The sequence below is a fragment of the Salicola sp. Rm-C-2C1-2 genome (genome assembly GCF_040196175.1).
Lineage (GTDB): Bacteria > Pseudomonadota > Gammaproteobacteria > Pseudomonadales > Oleiphilaceae > Halospina.
In genome coordinates this window covers 168,438-187,966 of the sequence record NZ_JBEFNF010000006.1, presented here as the reverse complement: position 1 = coordinate 187,966, position 19,529 = coordinate 168,438, and the positions used below count along the sequence as shown (strand labels likewise).

Sequence of the window (19,529 nt, the reverse complement as noted above, 5' to 3'; positions counted from 1 at the left end):
GCGTTGCGAGCGGTTGGGCTGCTGTTGATGCTGGCGGCGCTGGCGCCGCTTCTGGCCATGGTGTCCGGGGGAATGGCGCCGTCACTAGTGCTGTCGCTTCTGGCCTACGCGGTGCTGTTCGCCGGGGTTTTCTGCTTCACCGCCGGCGTTGTGCGCAGCCGTTAGGGCGGTTCCGCGTGCGGCGGTTTCACATCCGGGGCCAGCCCGATCAGCAGCGAGGCCAGCACGGTGCCACCGGCAAAGCCCAGGGCCAGCCCGCCGGGCGTGGTGCCCGCATCCAGCAGAAGCCCCGCCAGTATTGGTGAACTGGCCGTGGACAGCACCATCAACGCCTGCGCCAGTGAACGGATAGCGCCGATGTGGCCGATACCGTAGCGTTCCGGCCAGAGCGCGTTGCCTGCCGTGCCGGCAAACCCCTGACTCATACCCACCAGCGCGAGATAGAGAAAGGGCGTCCAGTTGGCGTGGGTCATGGCCATTACGACCAGGCCGGCGGCCATGGGGTAGAGCCCGATCATCAGAGCCTTACGGGCGCCGATCCGATCCACTGTGGGTCCGGCCACAAAGAGCATGGCGAAGTGGCCGAGCGCGTAGCCACTGAACGCCAGCGCAATGGTCTCAAGCGGCCAGCCGCGCAGTTCCGCAATAGCGGTCTGATGGAACAGGATGGCGGTCACTGTGAAAGGCACGGCAAGGGCGCCCGGAAGGATCATGTACAGCCCGGGGTCCCTGAGAGCCTGGCGGCGCGTGAAACCACTGCCGCCGCCAGTGTCATCCTGAGCGGCCTGGGCTCTTACGGTTTCCGGGTGGGCGGCATCCCGTGAGAGCCAGCGCATCAGCGGCAGTGCCAGCAACAGCAGGAAACCGGCCGCCAGCAGCCAGGGCGCACGCCAGCCCCAGGCGGCCAGTATCAGTCCACCAGCAGCTGGCAACAGCGCTTCAGACAGCGGCAGCCCGGAGACGGTAAGCGCCATCACCTTGCCACGGTCGCGGTCAAAGTAGCGGCTGGCGGCGGTGAAGCCGATGTGGGTCATCATGCCCTGGCCACCGAGTCGGCCCAGAAAGAAGCCAGGAATCAGGAGCAGCCAGTGGGGCGCCAGCCCGAGCAGCAGGCCGCTGGCGCCGAGCAGGGCCAATGCCAGTGTGATGGTGTTGGCCAGTGACCAGCGGTCCACAATGGTGCCCAGGCGCAGCAGGACCAGAGCGGAACCCAGGGTGGCCAGGCTGTAATAGCTGCCATAGGCGGCGTTGCTCAGCGCAAATTCATGGCGCAGGCTGCTGCCGAAAACGGAGATGAAAAAAGTCTGGCCAAAGCCGGAGAACGCCGTTGCCAGCAGCGCGAACAGCGCCAGCGAGGGATTGGTCCGGATGAAACGGGGCAGTAGGTGCGTCAAAGTGGGCTCCGTATGCGGCAGAGCCTACTATCATACCCAGCAGATGCTGCCGGGAACACCAGCCCTGGATCAGGACCTTCCGAAGCCGTTCTGGCGAAGCCGGTTGAGGGCTGCCATCACCTCGAATACCCGGGGCAGTGCCAGGTCGCCATCCGGGCGATGGCTGAGTGCGCCCGGGCCTTCGGCCAGCCGGCGGGCTATGGCCTCCGGGGGCTGGTCCAGCGTCTCGCCGGATTTCGCCAGCGCGGCCAGCAGCTGGCCAATGGCGCGCACCTGGGAGGCATCCGCTATCTGCTCTACCGCGCGTAGGTCCACATCATCCCGTCCGAATACCAGAGTGTCGCGGCCACGGGCCTGGGTCTTGGTCTTACCAGGCTTGGTTTCGGCGCTCAGGCGACCGGCACTGAGCATGCGTGGCCGCGGCCGACTGAGACGATCGCCCGCCTCGGATTCACGGCCGGTCGCAAAACGCTGCGCCACGGCGTGAGCATCATCGGTGACGTCATGGGTGCGGTAATCCTGCATCTGGATGACGGTGTCCGCGCAGTCGAAATAGTCACCCGAGCCGCCCATCACCAGCACCGTCGAGGTGGCCAGATCGTCCCGCAGCTGGCGGATACGGTCCACGAAGGGGGTGATGGGCTCGCTTTCCCGGGCCACCAGTGCCTGCATCCGCCGGTCACGGATCATGAAGTTGGTGGCCGATGTGTCTTCGTCCACCAGCAGCGTATCCGCGCCGGCCTCCAACGCTTCCTGGAGCGCGGCCGCCTGGCTGGTGGAGCCCGAGGCGAGGTCGGTGCTGAACTGTTCGGTGGTCTTACCGAAAGGCAGGCGGTTGATGTAGGGAGACAGATCCATTCCATGCACGGCGCGTCCATCCTCGGCCCTGATCTTGACCGATGCCGGTCGGGCAACCACCCGCTCCCGGCCGTCATCCGGAATGTGGTCGTAAACGCCCAGGCTCATGGCCGCCAGCAGGGTGGATTTGCCGTGGAAGCCACCACCGACAATGAGGGTAATGCCTTCGGGCACGCCCATACCGGTGATGGCACCCTGGTTAGGGGTTTGCAGGGTCAGCGACAGTGACACGGGGGATTCAAAGGCAATGGCATCCGCCAATGGGCGGTCGTCGACGCCGGAACGCCGGGGCAGCACGGCGCCATCCGCCACGAACGCCACCAGCGCCTGTTCTGCCAGCTGCGTCCTTAGGGCCTGCTGGTCTTCCACGGTGGCCATGTGCCTTTCCAGCGCTTTCAGGTCGAGTGAGCGGGCCGTGGCAGCGGTCAGGACAGCTTTGGGCAGCCGCTCACAGATCAGCTTGCTGGCCTGGTGTCCAAGAATGCTGCGCCCGCGAGCCGGCAGACTCAGGCTCAGGCGCAGCTCCACTGAGCCTTCATTCAGCAGCACCGCTGTGCGGTCAATGACCGTCTGGGTGCCGGCATCGATGCCCAGTGCCTTTTCACCCTCCGTGGCCTGGCGGAAGGCGCGGGCGATGTAATCCCGAGATGCGCACTGTCGGGCCTGGGTTGTGAATACGCCCTCGGGGAGGTCCGCCGTGGCGGCGTCCACCCGCGCCCGCATGCGTGAGGGTGCCGCAAACGGGTCTGCCTGGATGTGATCAACGATCAGTGTCCAGCCGTCAAAACGGTGTTCCCCGAGCAGATCTTTATAGGCTTTGTAGCTTTTGCCGTCGAGTCTGGTCAGCAGTGAGGCAAGTTCTTTCATGAGCGATTCCGACTGAAAAAGACATCATACTAACAGGTATTTATCGAACAGGTGTTTGAATTCTCTGTGTGACGGATTCCACATTCCGGTCTATCTTGCAGTCATGACCGACTCAAATCCGGAGTTCACCCTATGCTGACCCTGATGCGCCGCTTCACCATCCGCCAGCGTCTGATGGGTTTGGTGGGCGTTGCCTTCCTGGTGCTTCTCGCGCTTGTCGTCATGGTGGCGAATGACTTTGAGCAGGGGCTCTACGATAGCAGCAAGGAGCGGACCCGCAATCTAGTGCAGAGCACCATGACAATGGTGGCGCATTATCATGAGCGCCAGCAGAGCGGTGAACTGAGTGAGCAGCAGGCAAAGCGCCGTGCGGCGGAAGCGGTCCGCAGTCTGCGTTACGGCGATGATAACTATTTCTGGATCCATAACATGGATCTGACCATGGTCATGCATCCCTTCAGTGAGGATCTGGAAGGCGAATCACTGGCTGATTATGAGGATCCCAACGGCGTTCGCCTGTTCGCAGAGATGAACAGAACCATCCGCAACGAGGGCGGCTCCGGATTTGTGCCGTACCACTGGCCAAAGCCGGGTTTTGACGAGCCGGTACGTAAGATTTCCTATGTGCAGCGCTTCGGGCCCTGGGGCTGGGTGATCGGCACGGGCATCTACCTCGACAAGCAGGAGGCGCAGTACGCCGCCGCCATGAGCGGTGTGGTCACGCTGGCGGTGATCGGGCTGCTTGTTCTGATCGGTGCAAGCTGGCTCATTGTGCGCAGTGTTACTCTGCCCATGGGCACCGCGGCCGCCGCAATGGAAAGTATTGCGACAGGTGAGGGCGATCTGACCCGGCGGCTGGATGACTCCGGCAGCGATGAAGTGGCACGCGTGGCCCGTGGATTCAACAGCTTTGTGGCCAGGATCCAGGATATGGTCCGCGAACTGCGGGATGTGGTGAGCACCAACCAGGACATAGCCGGGAGCGTGCGCAATTCTGTAACAGAGGCTGGGCAATCGTTTGATCAGCAGAAATCCGAACTGGACACCGTGGCCTCTGCCATCGAAGAGATGACCCAGACCGTTGACGACGTCGCCAAGCGCATCAGCGAGGCAGCCGATGCTGCCAGCACCGCCAATGATCGTGCCAGCGAGGGCGAACACACGGCTCAGGAGGCCCGGGACCGGATGGCGAACCTGGCGCAGGAAGTGCAGCAGTCGAGCGATGCCATTGGCAAGCTGGATGAGCATGCCCAGAATATCGGCCAGGTGTTGGATGTGATCCATGGTGTGGCGGACCAGACCAACCTGCTGGCCCTGAATGCGGCCATCGAGGCGGCCCGCGCGGGTGAGCACGGGCGAGGCTTTGCGGTGGTGGCGGATGAGGTGCGTAATCTTGCCAGTCGTACTCAGCAGTCCACGGATGAGATCCGCGAGATGATCAACCAGCTCCAGGAGGGTACCCGCCATGCGGTTGAGACCATGCAGCGCAGCAGCGAGCAGACCCAGAGCATGCAGACAAGCGTGGATTCAGCGCGCGAGGCGCTGGATGCCATTGCCGGCTCGGTCAGCACCATTACCGACATGACCCAGCATGTGGCTACTTCAGCGGAGGAGCAGTCGCAGGCCTCCAGTGAGATTTCGGCCAGTCTCAATCACCTGACCACACTGTCGGGACAGGTCCGTGAGGAACTTAACAGCATTCAGGAGCAATCAGAGTCCCTTGGCAGTGCGGCCGATTCCATTGGCTCAATGGTGCGCCAGTTCCGGGTGTACTGATTCAGTGCGATGGCTTCACCCGGTCCCGGCCAGCTTTTTTGGCTTCGTAGAGCGCGCCGTCGGCGCGCGACATGAGGCTGGTTTCTGTGTCGTTGGCGCGACTCTCGGCAATGCCCTGGCTGATCGTCACGGTGCCACAGGGCAATGACGCCGTGGCAAGCGTTTCGCGGATCCGCTGTGCGACCTCCAGGGCGTCGTCCAGTCCGGTGTCCGGCAGGATGGCGGCAAACTCTTCGCCGCCCATCCGGGCCACAATATCCGTTTCGCGTATGCAATGGTTTATGAGTGCTGACACCTGTCGCAGCGCTTCATCGCCCACCTGGTGCCCGTAGTCGTCGTTGATGGCCTTGAGGTGGTCGATGTCCATCATCGCAAGGCAGAATTTCTGGTTGCGCCGGTGCTGCTGCGCCAGTTCCTGGGTGAGAAAAGAGTCGAACGTACGCCGGTTCACAAGCTCCGTCAGGGGGTCAGTGGTCGCCAGGTACTGCAGCTGCTCATTGAGCTCGCTCAGCTCCTGGTTTCTGGCTTCCAGCACCCGGCGGGTTTCCTCGAGCTCATGATTGGAACGTTCCCGCTCCGCGACGGCCTCTTCCGCCGTGCGCTTGGCCTGGACGAGCTGTTCCTCGAGCAGCTGTCGCTGGTGGATCGGCATCAGTCCGATCAGGGTGCAGGTGCCATCTGGTGCCTGAGTGCTCCGGAAGTTTGCAAGAACGGGCATGGAGCTCCCGTCGTCGGAGAGCTGCAGGCGCATAAAGATTTCGTCGGCAAGGCCAGTATTCTGCAGCAGTGGCTGGATGCTGGCCAGGAAGAACAGCCTGCCAGGGGTATCCACCAGCGTGAAGAATGACTGACCCACAAGCGCCTCTGGCGTCGTGCCCAGCCATTCGGCCAGTCGACCGTTAACCCGGGTTATACCATGTGAGGGGTCAAGCCCCAGATAGCCTGTGGGTGCTTCATCCAGCCAGGGGTCCATGGAACTCCGTCTGATCAAGGCACGTCAGGATGGCGCTGGCGACCTGTTCCGGCTCAGCGACATGAGGGTAATGTCCAGCCACGTTCAGTGGTGTTACACGGTTGCGGGGCAGCACCTTATGCAGATAGTCAATGACACTGTAGGGCACGATGATGTCATGACTTGAGTGCAGGAGGTCGACGGACGCCGTCACCGAGGGCATGCGGTCACGGACATCACACCAGAAGGTGGCTTCGGCGAAGATCCGTGACAGGTAGGGATCGCCGGCGAGAAAACTCTGCCTGAGGCGTTCGGCCAGTTCAGGGCGGTGGCTGTTCTCCATCGCCAGCGGCGCCAGGTAGCCGGCCCACTCATAGCGGTTGCGTTCCAGCATATCCAGAAGACCGGCAATGTCCGCTTCACTGTAGCCGCCCTGATAATCGCCTTTGTTCAGGTAGCATGGTGACGGCCCAATGGCGATCAGCTGGCGGAAATAACCGGGACGGGCGACCGAGGCGAGCATGCCGATGGTGCCGCTGACCGAGTGCCCGACCATCAGCGGATTGTCCAGCGCCAGTGCATCGCAGACCTCCAGCAGGTCCTGGCAGTAGCCATCCAGGTGGTGATAGCGTTCGGCGCTCCATGCACGGGTGTCCGACCGGCCACATCCCACATAGTCAAAGAGAACAACGCGGTAGCGGGGCGTCAGGTAAGGCAGCACGCCGTCCCAGATCTGTTGGTCACAGCCAAAGCCGTGAGCGAGGATCAATGGCGTCTGACCGTCACCGGTTATATGGACATGGTTACGCTTGAGAATATCCACGGCGCTCGTGTTCCTGTGATCAATTAACCCGTCATTGTGGTGTGTTTTCGCGGGCGTCGCCACCGCTGGAGCGCGTTATGGTGCAAAATGATAGGTCAGGTTAAAGTCTGCGCTCAGTCTGGCCGGGGAGGATGCCATGCAATCGATCTGTGTCTACTGCGGTTCGCGTGTTGGCTGCGGAGATGGATATGGGCAAGCGGCACGCCAGCTGGGGCGGGCTCTTGCCGATCAGGGGCTGGAATTGGTCTATGGAGGTGCCGCCATCGGCATGATGGGTCTGATTGCCGATGAAGTGCTGGCGGCTGGTGGTGCGGTGACTGGGGTGATTCCGGAAGCCCTCAAGCAGAAGGAGGTTGCTCATGCGGGGCTGACGGAGTTGCTGGTTACAGCGGACATGCACGAACGCAAGCGCCTTATGGCTGAGCGCGCGGACGCCTTTATCGCCATGCCGGGGGGGCTCGGGACTCTGGAGGAACTGTTCGAAATACTTACATGGGGCCAGTTGCGCTTCCATGAGAAACCCATCGGGCTTCTCAATACCAGCGGCTATTACGATGATCTGGTCCGTTTTCTTGATGGCACCGTCACTGAAAGTTTCGTGCATCCGCGTCATCGCGCCATGCTGACAGTGGATGCTACTCCCGAAGGATTGCTGGAACGGCTCTGGGTATAATAATTTTGTCTTAGCAAATAACTGGAGAATATTATGAAGCCCGAGTTCTGGCATGCCATCTGGACTGAGCGCAAGATCGGTTTTCACCGTTCGGATAGCCATCCCATGCTCTGTCGCCATTGGCCCGCCTTGCGTCGCGATGGCATGGATGTATTGGTGCCACTGTCCGGCAAGACATTGGACATGCGCTGGCTGGCGGGAGAAGGACACCGTGTCACGGGTGTTGAACTTGATCAGCGGGCGGTTGACGAGTTCTTCGCTGAATGGGGGCATGAACCCGCAAAATACGAGCGTGCGGATGGGCTGACAGACTATCGGGCTGGCGCTGTGGAGTTGGTGGTGGGTGATTTCTTTGAGCTGCAGCCAGCGACTCCCTGGCATGCGTTCTACGATCGTGCCGCTCTCATTGCTCTGCCTGAATCGATGCGCCAGCGATACCTACAGCGTCTCGCCGAGTTGCTGGCTCCAGGGGCGGAGGGCATTCTGATCACGTTTGAATACCCGAGTAGCGAGATGGAAGGGCCGCCTTTTCCGGTGCGGCGCCCAGAGCTGGACGCTCAGGACTGGTTGCAGGTGGACCAGCTTGAGCGCCAGCAGGTCATTGATCATTACACCGGCCTGCGGGAGGCGGGGGTAACCTCCTTGGTGGAAACCGCCTACAGGCTGGTGCGCACCGATCAACCGGCCTAGTTGAGGGCCTTCAGAGCCGCATCGTAATCCGGCTCTTCACCGATCTCCGGCGCCAACTGGCTGTGGAGCACCTGATTGTTGCCATCAAGCACGACCACGGCGCGGGCGCAGAGGCCACTGAAGGGGCCGGAGATCAGATTGACGCCATAGTCTTCGCGGAAGCTGTCGTTGCGGAAACACGAAAGGGGCAGCACATTGTTGAGCCCTTCCGCACCACAGAAGCGCGCAGCGGCGAACGGCAAGTCCGCTGAGATCACCAGAACGACTGTGTTGTCGAGGCCGCTGGCTTTCTCGTTGAACGTGCGCGTGGAGGCGGCGCAGACGCCGGTATCCACGCTGGGAATGATGTTGAGAATCTTGCGCTGACTCTGCCAGTCGCTCAGCGTTTTCTCTTCCATATCCGGGTTGGTGAGGGTGAAATCCGGTGCGGTGTCGCCGGGCTGCGGAAGGCTGCCGCTGACCTCAACCGGATTGCCGCCAAGTGTTACCTGTGCCATTCGTCTTCTCCTTGTTCATCCGTTATTGAACCCATGCTGAACTTTACGCCGCAGCGGGTATACGCCCGGAATCAAGCATCAGCATTACTCTACTCCGAAACAATGCAGCCGCAAGGTCAAGCCTTTGTTGGTGAGATAGGTGTTTTGACTCCTGAGCGTCACGTCTACGGCTGACCGAACCATTGGGCGGCCAGTGCATCCGCACTTTCAAACGCGCCCTCCACACGCCCTCCGGCCAGCCAGTCGCCACAGAGCCCGATTCCGCCCTCGGCTGTGCTCAGAAAACCGGGAGTCGGCCCGCCAGCCGGGCGGGCGTAGAGCCAGCGGTGTACCAGGTAGTCGCTGGCTGGCTGCTGGATATCAAAGCGTTGGCGGAAAGCGGTGGTCATGGCTGCGGCAACCTCACTGCTGGCCGTATCCCGGTGCGACTCTGACCAGGTGCTGTTGGCATGCAGAACCCACCACTCCCCAGCGCCGCGTTGCGGTTTGCTGGTGTTCCGGGCGACCCAGCCCAGGCACTCGTGCGCCAGTTGCATGCCGTCAAAGCCTGGTGTAAGCGCTTGCTCGAAGCGAAGTGCCAGCGTCCAGCAGGGCAGCATCCGGAACGCTTCCAGCCCCAGAGAAGCGACCACGGACTCCGCAACCAGATTTCGGGCCTGCTCTGGGGGGGTGGTGATGATCACACGAGCGAATGGCCCCTGTGGGCCCTCGTCGGTCGTTAGCGTCCAGCCGTCGGGCTCCGGCGTTACTGCGGTTATACGGATTCCGGTGTTGATGGCGAAATTGGCAGAGAGCGCCCGCGTGACGGCGGTCATGCGGGGCGTGCCTACATAGCGCAGCGCCTGATGAAAGCTGCCCACGGCGCCTTGCGTATTCTCATGCCAGAGCGTGGCGTCCCACAGTTGCAATGCCTCCTCGCCGGCGTAGTCCGCCAGAAGCGCTTTGAAACGTGAATTGCGGATGGTGAAGAATTGCGCCCCCATGTCTACGCTGGCGCCGTCCTGGGTGCGCTTGCTGGCAAGGCGCCCACCAGGGCCCCGGCTTTTTTCAAAGAGTACAGGCGTGAACCCGGCCTCGCGCGCGCGCAGGGCAGCTGTTAGGCCGGCGATGCCAGCCCCGATAATGGCGATGTGTGTATTGTCAGTCATGGAGGGTTATTCGTTGGCGCTGGCGTTATGGATGACTGCTCCAGCGAGATCGTAACCAGCCGGGCCGTTGCTGGGGAAGGGGCCCGGCTGTAGAGGGCAGGTTGAGCCTAGAAAGAAGCCTGTACCCAGACCCAGCCCTTATCCGCGTCCCGGTTGAAGGCTTTGTCAGCGTCCTGGCTGTAGCCGTCGGCATCGTAAGCGGCGTATTTAACGCCCAGAGAATAGGTCTCGTTGAGGCTGTACGTTGCCTGTAATGCGGCTTCAGAACCGTAATCGTCGCTGCCTTCATCGCTGTCAAACTGATGGTAGACCGCCATCAGGTCGACGCCACTCAGAGTTCCTGAGAGGCTGGCATAGCTGTCCACCAGCCCGGACTTCGGCGTCGAGAGGAAACGGTCGGTGAAGCCATTGAACGCATGCAGCGTTGCAAGGGGGGTCTGGAAGGCGGCAGTGTCGTCGTCACTGCCCAGCATTTCCTGACCGAGCTTGAACTGCACGCCGGACATATCGATCCCGGCTTCGAGGCTGTAGTAGCTCTGGTCCAGGCTGCGGGTGTTATCGTCGTAATCGCTCTGGTGAGCGTATTCCAGTGTGTACAGGGCATTCACACCGTCGCTGAGCGGTGCATCACCGGTGTATCGCAGCCCGAACGTCTTGGTGGAGTCATCGGGCTTGTTATCAAGCGCAATCAGGTAACTGTAGGCTGATACTGAGCCGTATTCCAAACCCTCGTACTGCGCATTCAGGATGCCGGTATCCATGGCGAGGTCACCCTTGGGGCTGGCATCCGAGAAAATGCGGTTGGCGTTATAGAGATACCCCGCCGTGATGGTGGTATCCGGCAGTGAGGTGTTGACCAGCGTTGAGCCGTCAAAGGTCTGCTCATTCTGGCGCCAGCCCACATTGCCAATGAAGCGGTCGTTATCCAGCTTCAGGCGTTGGCGGCCAAATGTCAGTTTCGTTTCCGCCAGGCCGCTGTACGCCAGATAAGCCTGGTTCAGTTCAGTCTCGGTTGGGTCGGCAACCACTGGGCGGCTGGTGCGACCATTGATGGTGCTGTTGTAATTGTCAGGGCCGACCGACGTGACATGTTCCACGTCCAGGTAACCTTTGAGGTTGGCGACCTCCGCGGTTTCATAGCCCAGCCTGGCGCGCAGCGTTGATGCCCGCGCATCGTCCTGGGCGCCATCGTCGTCCACGTTTTCGTAACGATAACGCGTGTCCAGTGATGATGTGCCATTGGTGATGGCATCCGTGATGGGGGCCGCGCAGATGCCTCCGGAAAATGCGGCAACAGCAACCACCAGGGGTGCTTTGCCAAGGTAAGAGCGCACGGCGGTCGTAATCGTTGATCGCGTTGTCATGGGGTAGGGCCTCCAACGGCCGGCTGAGGATGAATTCTCAGCCGAGTATCTCCCCTCAAAGAAATATTTTAAATGATTCTTATCAACTTTTCAGCTTGATTTCTCTTCAGTATCAGCAGGCTAGATCTTAAGGGGTAGGTTTTGTACCCATCACAGCTTCAGCATGGCGTGGATCTCGGCCCACAGAGCCCGGTATGCGGTTGCTGCCCGGCTGCGGCGGTCCATCAATTCCACCGGCAATCTGGATTCGGCCATCCGCTCAATCACGCCGCCGTTGGGAATGACGGTCTGGAGTTGCTTGGGTAAAGGCTTCAGCTCACCGTCTGCCATGGCCTTATGGAACGTCTTGCGGCGGTCAACCATGGAAAGGAAGGGGCGTAATCGTTTGGCCTTGATGTTGTTTTCCTTGGCGAAGTCGCGCATCTGATGCCAGCTGTTGAGTGACAGCTGAGCCGGGACCACGGGCACGAAGATGGCATTGGCGGCGTTCAGCACCTGCTCAGCCAGTTCGGAGAGCGATGGTGGGCAATCCAGAATAACCAGCGCTGTTTCCTCGGAGAGTGACTTGAGCCAGCGCTTGAGGGCATCACTGGAGCTCAACTGGCTCAGTTTGATGTCGAGGTTGCGTGCGCTCCGGTGGGCAGGGATCAGCTCGAGCCGAGCGTAGGGTGTGGCATGGATGAAAGCACCAATCGGCTTCTTGCCTTTAACCAGTGGGCCAAGCTTACGGCCATTTTCCGCCTGATCCTGGCTCAGAAGCCAGGTTGCTGCCCCCTGAGGGTCAAGGTCCCATAGTACAGTTGGGATGCCAGCCTGACTGGCCAGATAGGCAACATTAACGGCGGCTGAGGTCTTCCCGGTGCCACCCTTAAGCGTATGGAACGCAATGATCTGCATGAATAAGCACCCTACAGCGTGGATGAGTTGTGCAGGCTAACATGCCAGTGGCGGAGCGCTGGCCCCGGCCGGACTGGCGTCAGCAGCCACTATGGCTTAATCGGGGTAACCGGTCAGCTCCATGTAACCCACGCCCTCATGCGAGCCTTCAACCGAGACCGGACTCTCCCAGTAAGGGTAAACCCCGGTATTTCAGTATTCGCCGGGGGGCGCCGAAATCCGATAGCCGCGTTTCGAGTATTGCTGAAGGTGACGTCAATGGGCGGCAATCAGCGTTACCCCCTGAGGGTGGGCTGACTTAAATCGGTGTGGCTGTTACCGGTGATACGGATTGCGCCAGGCCCTGCGGTAGGAGGGCCTGGTGCGTGTGGCTGTGCCTTTCAGGAAACGCCTTCCGGTTCCGGGGCGCTCTGCTGGACCTGCTGCTCATAGGTGGGGTAGTCGGTGTAGCCGTGGGCGGTGCCACCGTACATTGTCGCCGGGTCCACCTTGTTCCAGGGGAGGTCATGCCGGATGCGATGGGGCAGATCCGGGTTGGCAATGAAGGGTTTGCCGAATGCGAACAGATCACCATAGCCCGCATTCAGCATACGCAGGGCTTTCTCCGGCGTATAGCGGCCGGCAAAAATCAGCGCACCACTGAACGCGTCCCGTAATGCCTGGCAGAAGCTGTCCGGCAGTTCGGGGGCGTTGTCCCAGTCTGCTTCGGCAATCGAGATGTAGGCGATGCCCTGGCGGTCCAGCATTTTGGCCGCTTCCACATAGGTTTCGTGGGGATCGGATTCAACCAGCCCGAGGTAAACGCGTTCTTCGTCGGTGCTCTCGAACAGCGGCGAGAACCGGACACCAAGGCGGTTGGCGCCCACTTCCCGGGAAACCGCGCTGACGATCTCCTCAAGGAAGCGCAACCGGTTCCGCAGGCTGCCGCCGTATTGGTCAGTGCGGTGGTTGCTGTGTTCGGAGATGAACTGGTTGACCAGGTAGCCATTGGCGCTGTGGATCTCCACCCCGTCAAAGCCGGCTTCCATGGCGTTGCGCGCCGCCCGGGCGTACAGCTCAACCATTTCGCCGACTTCATCAGTGCTCAGGGCGCGGGGCTCGTCGGAATCAGTGATCATGCCTTCACCGGGGCCGGTCTCAACAAACACCTTAACGGTCTCGTTGCGGATGGCCGACGGACCCACCGGTGCTGCCCGCTCAGGTTGCAGTGAGCGGTGTGAGATCCGCCCCACGTGCCAGAGCTGGCAGAAGATGGTGCCGCCCTGGGTATGAACGGCCTCGGTCACCTTTTTCCAGCCCTCGACCTGCTCAGGGGTGGAAATACCAGGCGTCCAGGCATAGCCCTGACCCCGGGGTTCGACCTGGGTACCTTCCGAGACCATGAAGCCGGCCGACGCCCGCTGGGCGTAATAGGTCGCCATCATGTCGTTGGGCACGTTGCCCGGCTGAGTACTCCTGGAGCGCGTCAGCGGTGGCAGAACGATACGGTTTGTCAGTGTCAGATCGCCGAGTCTGACGGATTCAAAAAGCGATTCCGTATTCATGATTTTCAAACCTTTTCAGTTGAATGAGGAGATGGAAGCGAGGCCTGACCATTGGTTGGCAGGCCCCGTGGCGCAGGGGTCAGAAGAGGCCGTTGGTGGCCTCGTTCAGGCTGATGATGACGCTCTTGGTCTCGGTGTAGTCGTGCAGCATCATCTTGTGGGTTTCGCGCCCGATGCCGGACTTCTTGTAGCCGCCGAAAGGCGCGTGGGCCGGCAGTTCATGGTAGGTGTTGACCCACATCCGGCCTGTCCTGACCGCGCGTGCCACCCGCAGGGCGCGATTGATGTCCTGCGTCCAGACAGCGCCCGCCAGCCCGTACTCAGAGTCATTGGCCAGTTCAATCGCGTGGTCCTCGTCATCGAAGGGCATGACCACCAGAACCGGGCCGAATATTTCCTCCTGGGAAACCCGCATCTCATTGTTGGCATCCACAATGAGTGTGGGTTCGATGAAGCAGCCATTGCTGTGGCTTTCGTCTTCAAGACGCTTGCCGCCGGTCAGGATGGTGGCGCCTTCCTGGGACGCGAGCTCGACATAGCCCAAGATGCGTTCCGTCTGCTGCTGGCTTACCTGGCTACCCATCTGGGTCGTCGGATCCATGGGGTCGCCAACCTTGATGGTTTCGAACCGGTTCTTCAGCGATGCCAGGAAGTCATCCAGGATGGACCGGTGCACCAGAAGGCGGGCGCCGGATTCGCAGGCCTGGCCCTGGTTGAGCAGGATCGAAAGGGCAGCGCCTTCCAGGGCTTTTTCCTGGTTGGCATCCGGGAAGACAATGTTCGCCGACTTGCCGCCCAGCTCCAGCGTGGTGGGCGCGAGTTTGTCGGCCGCGGCTTTCGCCACGCGATAGCCCACGTCCGTGGAGCCAGTGAACGCCAGCTTATCGACGTCCGGATGATCAAGCAGTGTCTGGCCGGCCTCGGAGCCTTTACCCGTGATGATGTTGACGGTCCCGGCGGGCAGCACCTCATTCAGTATTTCACCCAGCGTCAGCAGCGTGATGGAGGTCATCTCCGCTGGCTTGATAACCACGGTGTTGCCGGTGGCAATCGCCGGCGCCAGCTTCCAGGCGGCCATCAGCAACGGGTAGTTCCAGGGGATGACCTGCCCGACGACGCCCATGGGCTCACTCAGAACCAAGCTCAGCGTATTCTCGTCAAGCTGCGTTGCCTCGTCGCTGTGCGAGCGGATGACACCGGCGAAGTAGCGGAAGTGGTCAATCGCCATCGGGATGTCCATCTGGCTTGATTCCCTGATGGGCTTGCCGTTGTCCAGTGTCTCCAGGTGGTAAAACTCTTGGGAACGCGCCTCCAGCCGATCCGCAATCGTCAGCAGTGCCTGCTGGCGCTGCTGAGGCGATGTTTGGCGCCATGCTGGGAAGGCTCCACGCGCTGCTTTCACAGCCCGGTTAACATCGTCGGCATCCGCCAGGGGCAGGTGCGATAGGGGCTCGCCGGTGGCTGGATTGATCGTCGCAATCGTCCGAGCGGACCCACTATCAGTCCATTCGCCGCCAATCAGCATCCGATAGTTGGGCTTGATCAGTTGCTGGTATTGCGCTTTCGGCAGTATCTCGACCATGTCGTGCTCCTGTTTGTTGCGGGCCTGACGTATCAGGCGGACGGGCGCAGAAGGCTGCGTACCCATTGAATAGCGTCGATGACAGGGACAAGGTTAAGGACGTATCATCACAAACAGAAACAGTAATTTTTGGTGAAAAATACAAACATGAGTGGTTTGAGTAACATCGACCTGAAGCAGTTGCGTGTGCTCAGGGCGTTGCTGAAAGAGAGAAGTCTGACTCGGGCCGCGGGCCAGATGGGAATGACGCAGCAGGCGGTGAGTGCGCAATTGAACAAGCTGCGCGAGATCTTTCAGGACCGGCTGTTTCTGCGCTCACGCCAGGGCGTTGTCCCAACGCCGTTGGCGGAAGAGCTTGAGCCGCGAGTGAAGGCGGTCTTCGACAGTATCGAGCAGCTGATTCCCCCGGAGCGGTTTGATCCGGCAAGTGTGCAGGGGACCTATGTCATATCCGCCACCGATTACGCGGTGGAAGTGGTGCTGCCTGAGCTGGTCACCAGGGTCCGGCAGCAGGCGCCGGGGCTGAAGCTGATCGTACGTGATTTTGAGAGTGACCGAGTGCACGCCATGCTGGCCTCCGGGGAGCTGGACATGGCGCTGACTTTTCCCGCCTTCGCACCGGAAAGCTGCCAGACCAAGCTGTTGTTCTCGGAGTATCACATCTGCGTGGCGGGCAATGAGTCATCGCTGCATGAGCAACAGCTGACCATCGGCGAGATCGCTGAGTTACCGCAGCTCATCGTCTCGCCAACGCGTGCCAACCTGATTGGTTCCGCCGATGACTGGTTCGCCAGCAAAGGGTATGGGCGTAATATAGTGATGTCGGTGCCAAGCTTCTCCGCAGCGCCAACCTGTGTTGCATCCAGCGACTGTGTCGCTTTTCTGCCCTCGAGAATCCTGCCTCATCCGCTGGTACGCCCCATTGAGCTTGAGGAGTCGCCGCCCTGCTTCGACGTGATTGCCGCCTGGCATCCCCGTACCAGCCAGGATCCGTTGCAGCAGTGGATACTATCGCTTCTGGACGAGGCGTTCTCCGGCTAGCAATCTGGTTCAAAGTAGACGCACAGCGCGCTGGGATCGTCCACGGGTAACGCCTGATCGTCCAGCCGACAGATGCCGTCGTTCGTCTCCCGTGCGTTGGGAGTGAAGTGGACGCAGTCATGACAGCATCCAAAGCAATGATGACCGTCTTTCTCTGAGAGGGTGATGGTGAGTTGTTCAATGAGGTGGCCCAGCGACTGCCTTTGAGCCTCAGGGAGGCGCTGTACCGCCTCTTTAAGGCTCAGAACCGGGTCATTGAGCGCGATAGCGTCACCCGCCTCAGTCAGCGAGAAGCGCACGCTCCGGCCATCGCGGCTGTCCTTCTCCCGCTTCGCCAGCCCTGCCGATTCGAGTGATTTCAGCGTCTGCGATGCCGTGCCACGAGTGGTGCCGTGAAATTCGGCAAAGGCCGACGGCTTGCGCGATATCGCATTCGAGCGTGCCAGAAACCGGACGGCGGCCCACTGGGCGCCACTCAGTTCACACTCGCGCCCATGCTCAGAGCTGTGGCTCTGCCAGGCGAGATGGATGATGCGGTCGGCGATGATGGTGCTGGCATTGTCACTCATGGGTTAATGATAGCGAAACGACATCAGATTGACAAAAGTATCACCGCCCAATTAATGTCGAAACAAAACTATACAGCGGGGTTAGTCATGAATTCTGTCAGCAGTCATAACCTGCAATTGGGTGATGCTAGGGCTGTGTGGCCGGGTCTGGCACTGGATAACAGTTACGCCCGATTGCCAAAGGTGATGTACAGCCCGGCGGAGCCGGAACCCTTGGCGGAGCCTGAACTGCTTTGGTTTAACGCACCGCTTGCCAGCGTGCTTGGTCTTGGTGGCCAACCGCAGGAACTGATCACGGCATTTGCCAGTGGCCACCGGGTACCATTCGGTGCCCGGCCAATCAGACGCAAAGTCGCACAACGGCCCTGGGGTGCCCCCGAGCCACGCCATGGAGCCACGGCTGAGATTGCTCTGGGCGAGCATATTGATCGTTGCTTCCAGCGCTGCGATCTGTCATTGCAGCAACACGAAGACAGTGATCATGACCTGGCTGGCGCTGAACTCTCGGTCAGAAACGGCTTACACCAGCTTTTGATGGGCGAAGTGCTCAACGCAATGGGGGTTCAAGCACCGCGGGTACTTGCGATTGCCTATGACGATGCGGGTGGAAAACTGGATCAGGCTCGCGCATCGGTCATCAAGACTGGCGAGTCACCGTTGACCATCGGCGCGTTTGAGTACGCGTTCAGCCAACTGGGGCTGGCAGAGCTTGAACGTCTTACCGACTATGCCATTGCCCGAATCGACCCTGCTCTGATCAATAGCGACACACCCTACACAGCATTTTTTGAACGGGTCTGCGATAAGCTCGCTGTAACGATGGCGCAGTGGGCAAGCGTTGGGTTCATCCACAGCAAACTCGATACGCATCTGACAGCGATCGATGGTGGTATGTCCCTGACCCCCTATTCGGGGTTCATGGACAACTCTGATATTGACCGCATCAGGCATCCCTCGGATGCAACAGGCCGTTATGCGTTTTCCGCCCAACCCATTGCCGCCCATTGGAACCTGTGCCGGTTTGCCAATGTGCTGCGGCCATTAACCGGACCTGAGGGAAAAGGCAGCGGCAGCCGCATACAGGGCCGTCTGGATGGCTTCTTCAACCGATATGAACAGCACCGCATTGGCTATCTCCAGCGCCCCGCGGTTGAGCCCACCAGGGGCACTCCCAGATCGCGCACGCTATCAGCGACCGTTGAAGAGGTTGTAGAGGGGGATTGGTCGTCAATCGATCGATTTCTGACAGCCTATGGTGGCCACGCGTTGGCCGGTGACAGGGACCCTATTTGCAAACCTTATTAATTTGTCGCCAGGGGAGCCTCGTGTAAATCCGAGGCTGAGAGGGTAAAACACCGACCCTGGAACCTGACCCGGTTTATTCCGGCGGAGGAAGTGCGAATGACTTATCTGACGTTGGCCGCGCTCGGTGCGGCATTGGCGCTCTTTGGTACGCTCGGTCTGCGCGCAAGCCGGGCTGGTATCCGCCTTGATGATTATGTGACAGCCCGCAACTCCCAGGGGACTCAGTCGATTGGGCTCTCGTTTCTTGCATCAAGCATGGGGGCCTGGATTCTTTTTGCGCCACCGGAGATTGCAGCATTCGTGGGTCCTGTTGGGTTGGCTGGTTACGCGATTGGCGCCGCGCTTCCCTTTGTCGTTCTGGGGCTTTATGGGCCAGCGATCCGAAGGCGCCTGCCGGAGGGGCGCAGCATCAGTGAGTTCGCCGAGGCCTGTTATGGCCCCGGTGTGCGGAGGTGGGTCGCCTTTGTTTCGGTGGCTTACATGGCCTGTTTCCTGGCAGCCGAACTGACCGCCATCGGTTCCATTGCCGGACTGCTTTCCGACGTCGATCCGTCACTGATTATCATCGGTATTGCCTTGGTCACACTTGTCTACACAACTCTGGGCGGGTTACGCGCCAGCATGGCAACGGATCGCTGGCAGGCTTGGTTGCTTCTGGCGCTGTTGCTGCTCGTGGCCGCGGTGGCATGGTGGGGGCTCCCGCCTTTGCCGCCGGAAGCGACGATGCCCGCGGCGCCAATGGGAAGTGCGCTCTCGGTAGGGCTTACCCTGGTGATTGCGGTCACCGCGGCTAATCTGTTCCATCAGGGCTATTGGCAGCGGGTCTGGGCCGCCGAGAATAATCGGGCTCTGGGGCGTGGCGCCCTCTTTGGCGCCGTTGCCACCCTGGTCGTGGTGATGATTGTCGGCGGACTGGGGATGCTGGCGGCTATGCAGGCGTTATCCCTGGGCGAGCCGCCCATCCCGTTTTTTGCCCTCGTTTCGGCAGCCCCGGGCTGGCTGAGCCTGCCGGCGCTCGTATTGGCGGTAACTCTTGTCGCCTCCAGTGTGGATACCCTACAGAACGCCATTGCCTCCATGGCAGTCGCCAGCACCGGTCGCAAGGGGCTGTCGATGCGCGGCGCGCAGTGGATCACCGTTTTGCTGATGGTGCCCGTCGTCTGGGTGGGTCTCCAGGGGTTTTCAGTACTTCGTCTGTTTCTGATTGCTGATTTGCTGTGTGCGGCAATCGTGGTGCCGGTGTTGCTGGGGCCCTGGCAGCGCATGTCGGCCCTGGCGGCTCTGGCTGGCGGCGTGGCTGGTCTTGTTGGGGCAATACTGCCGGGTTGGGTCACAACAGGCAGCCTTACCGGCGGCGTATTGGCAGCGAGTTTCCCGGATAGTGTGCCAACACTGGGGCCTTTCCTGGGCGCATTGCTGGCATCGACCGGCGTGAGCATGCTCATCGCTGTGCTGCGCCCGGCGAGGGCTTCAGCCCCGCATTGACAGGCTGTTGATGTCGATACGACACTAAAAAACACGTCCGGTTATGCCTCACAAGCCTGATTGA

The 19,529-nt window shown here is 60.7% G+C and carries 18 protein-coding genes and 1 riboswitch; of the genes, 7 read left to right on the top strand and 11 right to left on the bottom strand.

The genetic code is table 11. The features are described 5' to 3' along the window. Positions 1–3: 3 nt before the first annotated feature. Positions 4–165, top strand: coding sequence for a hypothetical protein (locus AAF659_RS11595; RefSeq protein WP_349751916.1), 162 nt, complete (start codon positions 4–6; stop codon positions 163–165). Here AAF659_RS11595 and AAF659_RS11590 read toward each other — a convergent pair. Both AAF659_RS11590 and AAF659_RS11585 read right to left on the bottom strand, forming a co-directional pair. Next, on the bottom strand, positions 162–1,394 hold the full coding sequence (locus AAF659_RS11590; RefSeq protein WP_349751915.1) for an MFS transporter: 1,233 nt from the start codon (positions 1,392–1,394) through the stop codon (positions 162–164). The genes AAF659_RS11595 and AAF659_RS11590 overlap by 4 nt on opposite strands. 69 nt (positions 1,395–1,463) lie before the next feature. After that, a complete protein-coding gene (locus AAF659_RS11585; RefSeq protein WP_349751914.1) occupies positions 1,464–3,119 on the bottom strand; it encodes an ABC-ATPase domain-containing protein in 1,656 nt (551 codons plus the stop codon). A gap of 132 nt (positions 3,120–3,251) precedes the next feature. Between AAF659_RS11585 and AAF659_RS11580 the strand changes: the two genes are divergently transcribed. Further along, positions 3,252–4,895 carry a methyl-accepting chemotaxis protein gene (locus tag AAF659_RS11580; RefSeq protein ID WP_349751913.1) on the top strand — a complete coding sequence of 548 codons (1,644 nt, stop codon included), beginning with the start codon at positions 3,252–3,254 and terminating at the stop codon, positions 4,893–4,895. A 1-nt stretch (position 4,896) separates the two neighbouring features. On the opposite strand, the gene AAF659_RS11575 is transcribed toward AAF659_RS11580, so the two are convergent. After that, positions 4,897–5,868: a sensor domain-containing diguanylate cyclase gene (locus tag AAF659_RS11575; RefSeq protein WP_349751912.1), complete on the bottom strand. Its 972-nt coding sequence runs from the start codon at positions 5,866–5,868 to the stop codon at positions 4,897–4,899. Continuing rightward, positions 5,849–6,670 carry an alpha/beta fold hydrolase gene (locus AAF659_RS11570; RefSeq protein ID WP_349751911.1) on the bottom strand — a complete coding sequence of 274 codons (822 nt, stop codon included), beginning with the start codon at positions 6,668–6,670 and terminating at the stop codon, positions 5,849–5,851. Before AAF659_RS11570 ends, AAF659_RS11575 begins: the two co-directional genes overlap by 20 nt. Before the next feature lie 136 nt (positions 6,671–6,806). On the opposite strand from AAF659_RS11570, the gene AAF659_RS11565 reads away from it, so the two are divergent. Both AAF659_RS11565 and AAF659_RS11560 read left to right on the top strand, forming a co-directional pair. Continuing rightward, positions 6,807–7,343: an LOG family protein gene (locus AAF659_RS11565; RefSeq protein ID WP_349751910.1), complete on the top strand. Its 537-nt coding sequence runs from the start codon at positions 6,807–6,809 to the stop codon at positions 7,341–7,343. A 33-nt stretch (positions 7,344–7,376) separates the two neighbouring features. After that, positions 7,377–8,033 (top strand): thiopurine S-methyltransferase, encoded by a 657-nt coding sequence (locus AAF659_RS11560; protein WP_349751909.1) that lies wholly within the window; start codon positions 7,377–7,379, stop codon positions 8,031–8,033. On the opposite strand, the gene tpx is transcribed toward AAF659_RS11560, so the two are convergent. The 6 genes from tpx to AAF659_RS11530 all read right to left on the bottom strand — a co-directional run bounded on the left by tpx (position 8,030) and on the right by AAF659_RS11530 (position 15,065). Beyond that, on the bottom strand, positions 8,030–8,530 hold the full coding sequence (gene tpx, locus AAF659_RS11555) for a thiol peroxidase (protein ID WP_349751908.1): 501 nt from the start codon (positions 8,528–8,530) through the stop codon (positions 8,030–8,032). The two genes, AAF659_RS11560 and tpx, sit on opposite strands and share 4 nt — an antisense overlap. Before the next feature lie 164 nt (positions 8,531–8,694). Continuing rightward, positions 8,695–9,678 (bottom strand): NAD(P)/FAD-dependent oxidoreductase, encoded by a 984-nt coding sequence (locus AAF659_RS11550; protein WP_349751907.1) that lies wholly within the window; start codon positions 9,676–9,678, stop codon positions 8,695–8,697. 107 nt (positions 9,679–9,785) lie between these two features. Next, positions 9,786–11,042 (bottom strand): alginate export family protein, encoded by a 1,257-nt coding sequence (locus tag AAF659_RS11545; RefSeq protein ID WP_349751906.1) that lies wholly within the window; start codon positions 11,040–11,042, stop codon positions 9,786–9,788. Between the two features lie 150 nt (positions 11,043–11,192). Next, positions 11,193–11,939, bottom strand: a complete 747-nt coding sequence (locus AAF659_RS11540; protein ID WP_349751905.1) for a ParA family protein — start codon at positions 11,937–11,939, stop codon at positions 11,193–11,195. Between the two features lie 380 nt (positions 11,940–12,319). Further along, positions 12,320–13,483, bottom strand: coding sequence for an alkene reductase (locus AAF659_RS11535; RefSeq protein ID WP_349751904.1), 1,164 nt, complete (start codon positions 13,481–13,483; stop codon positions 12,320–12,322). Positions 13,484–13,562: 79 nt separating this feature from the next. After that, entirely contained in the window at positions 13,563–15,065 is a 1,503-nt protein-coding gene (locus AAF659_RS11530) for an aldehyde dehydrogenase family protein (RefSeq protein ID WP_349751903.1), read from the bottom strand. A gap of 147 nt (positions 15,066–15,212) precedes the next feature. On the opposite strand from AAF659_RS11530, the gene AAF659_RS11525 reads away from it, so the two are divergent. Beyond that, positions 15,213–16,106, top strand: a complete 894-nt coding sequence (locus AAF659_RS11525) for a LysR family transcriptional regulator (protein WP_349751902.1) — start codon at positions 15,213–15,215, stop codon at positions 16,104–16,106. Here the strand turns inward: AAF659_RS11525 and AAF659_RS11520 are convergent. Beyond that, positions 16,103–16,675, bottom strand: coding sequence for a MarR family winged helix-turn-helix transcriptional regulator (locus AAF659_RS11520; protein ID WP_349751901.1), 573 nt, complete (start codon positions 16,673–16,675; stop codon positions 16,103–16,105). The two genes, AAF659_RS11525 and AAF659_RS11520, sit on opposite strands and share 4 nt — an antisense overlap. An 87-nt stretch (positions 16,676–16,762) precedes the next feature. Between AAF659_RS11520 and AAF659_RS11515 the strand changes: the two genes are divergently transcribed. Together AAF659_RS11515 and AAF659_RS11510 are read left to right on the top strand one after the other, a co-directional pair. Next, positions 16,763–17,980, top strand: coding sequence for a protein adenylyltransferase SelO family protein (locus tag AAF659_RS11515; protein ID WP_349751900.1), 1,218 nt, complete (start codon positions 16,763–16,765; stop codon positions 17,978–17,980). Beyond that, positions 17,980–18,088, top strand: a riboswitch (TPP riboswitch). It overlaps the preceding gene by 1 nt. Further along, complete coding sequence (locus AAF659_RS11510) at positions 18,077–19,465, top strand: sodium:solute symporter family transporter (protein WP_349751899.1); 1,389 nt, start codon at positions 18,077–18,079, stop codon at positions 19,463–19,465. Its footprint overlaps the riboswitch before it by 12 nt. Positions 19,466–19,529: the final 64 nt, after the last annotated feature.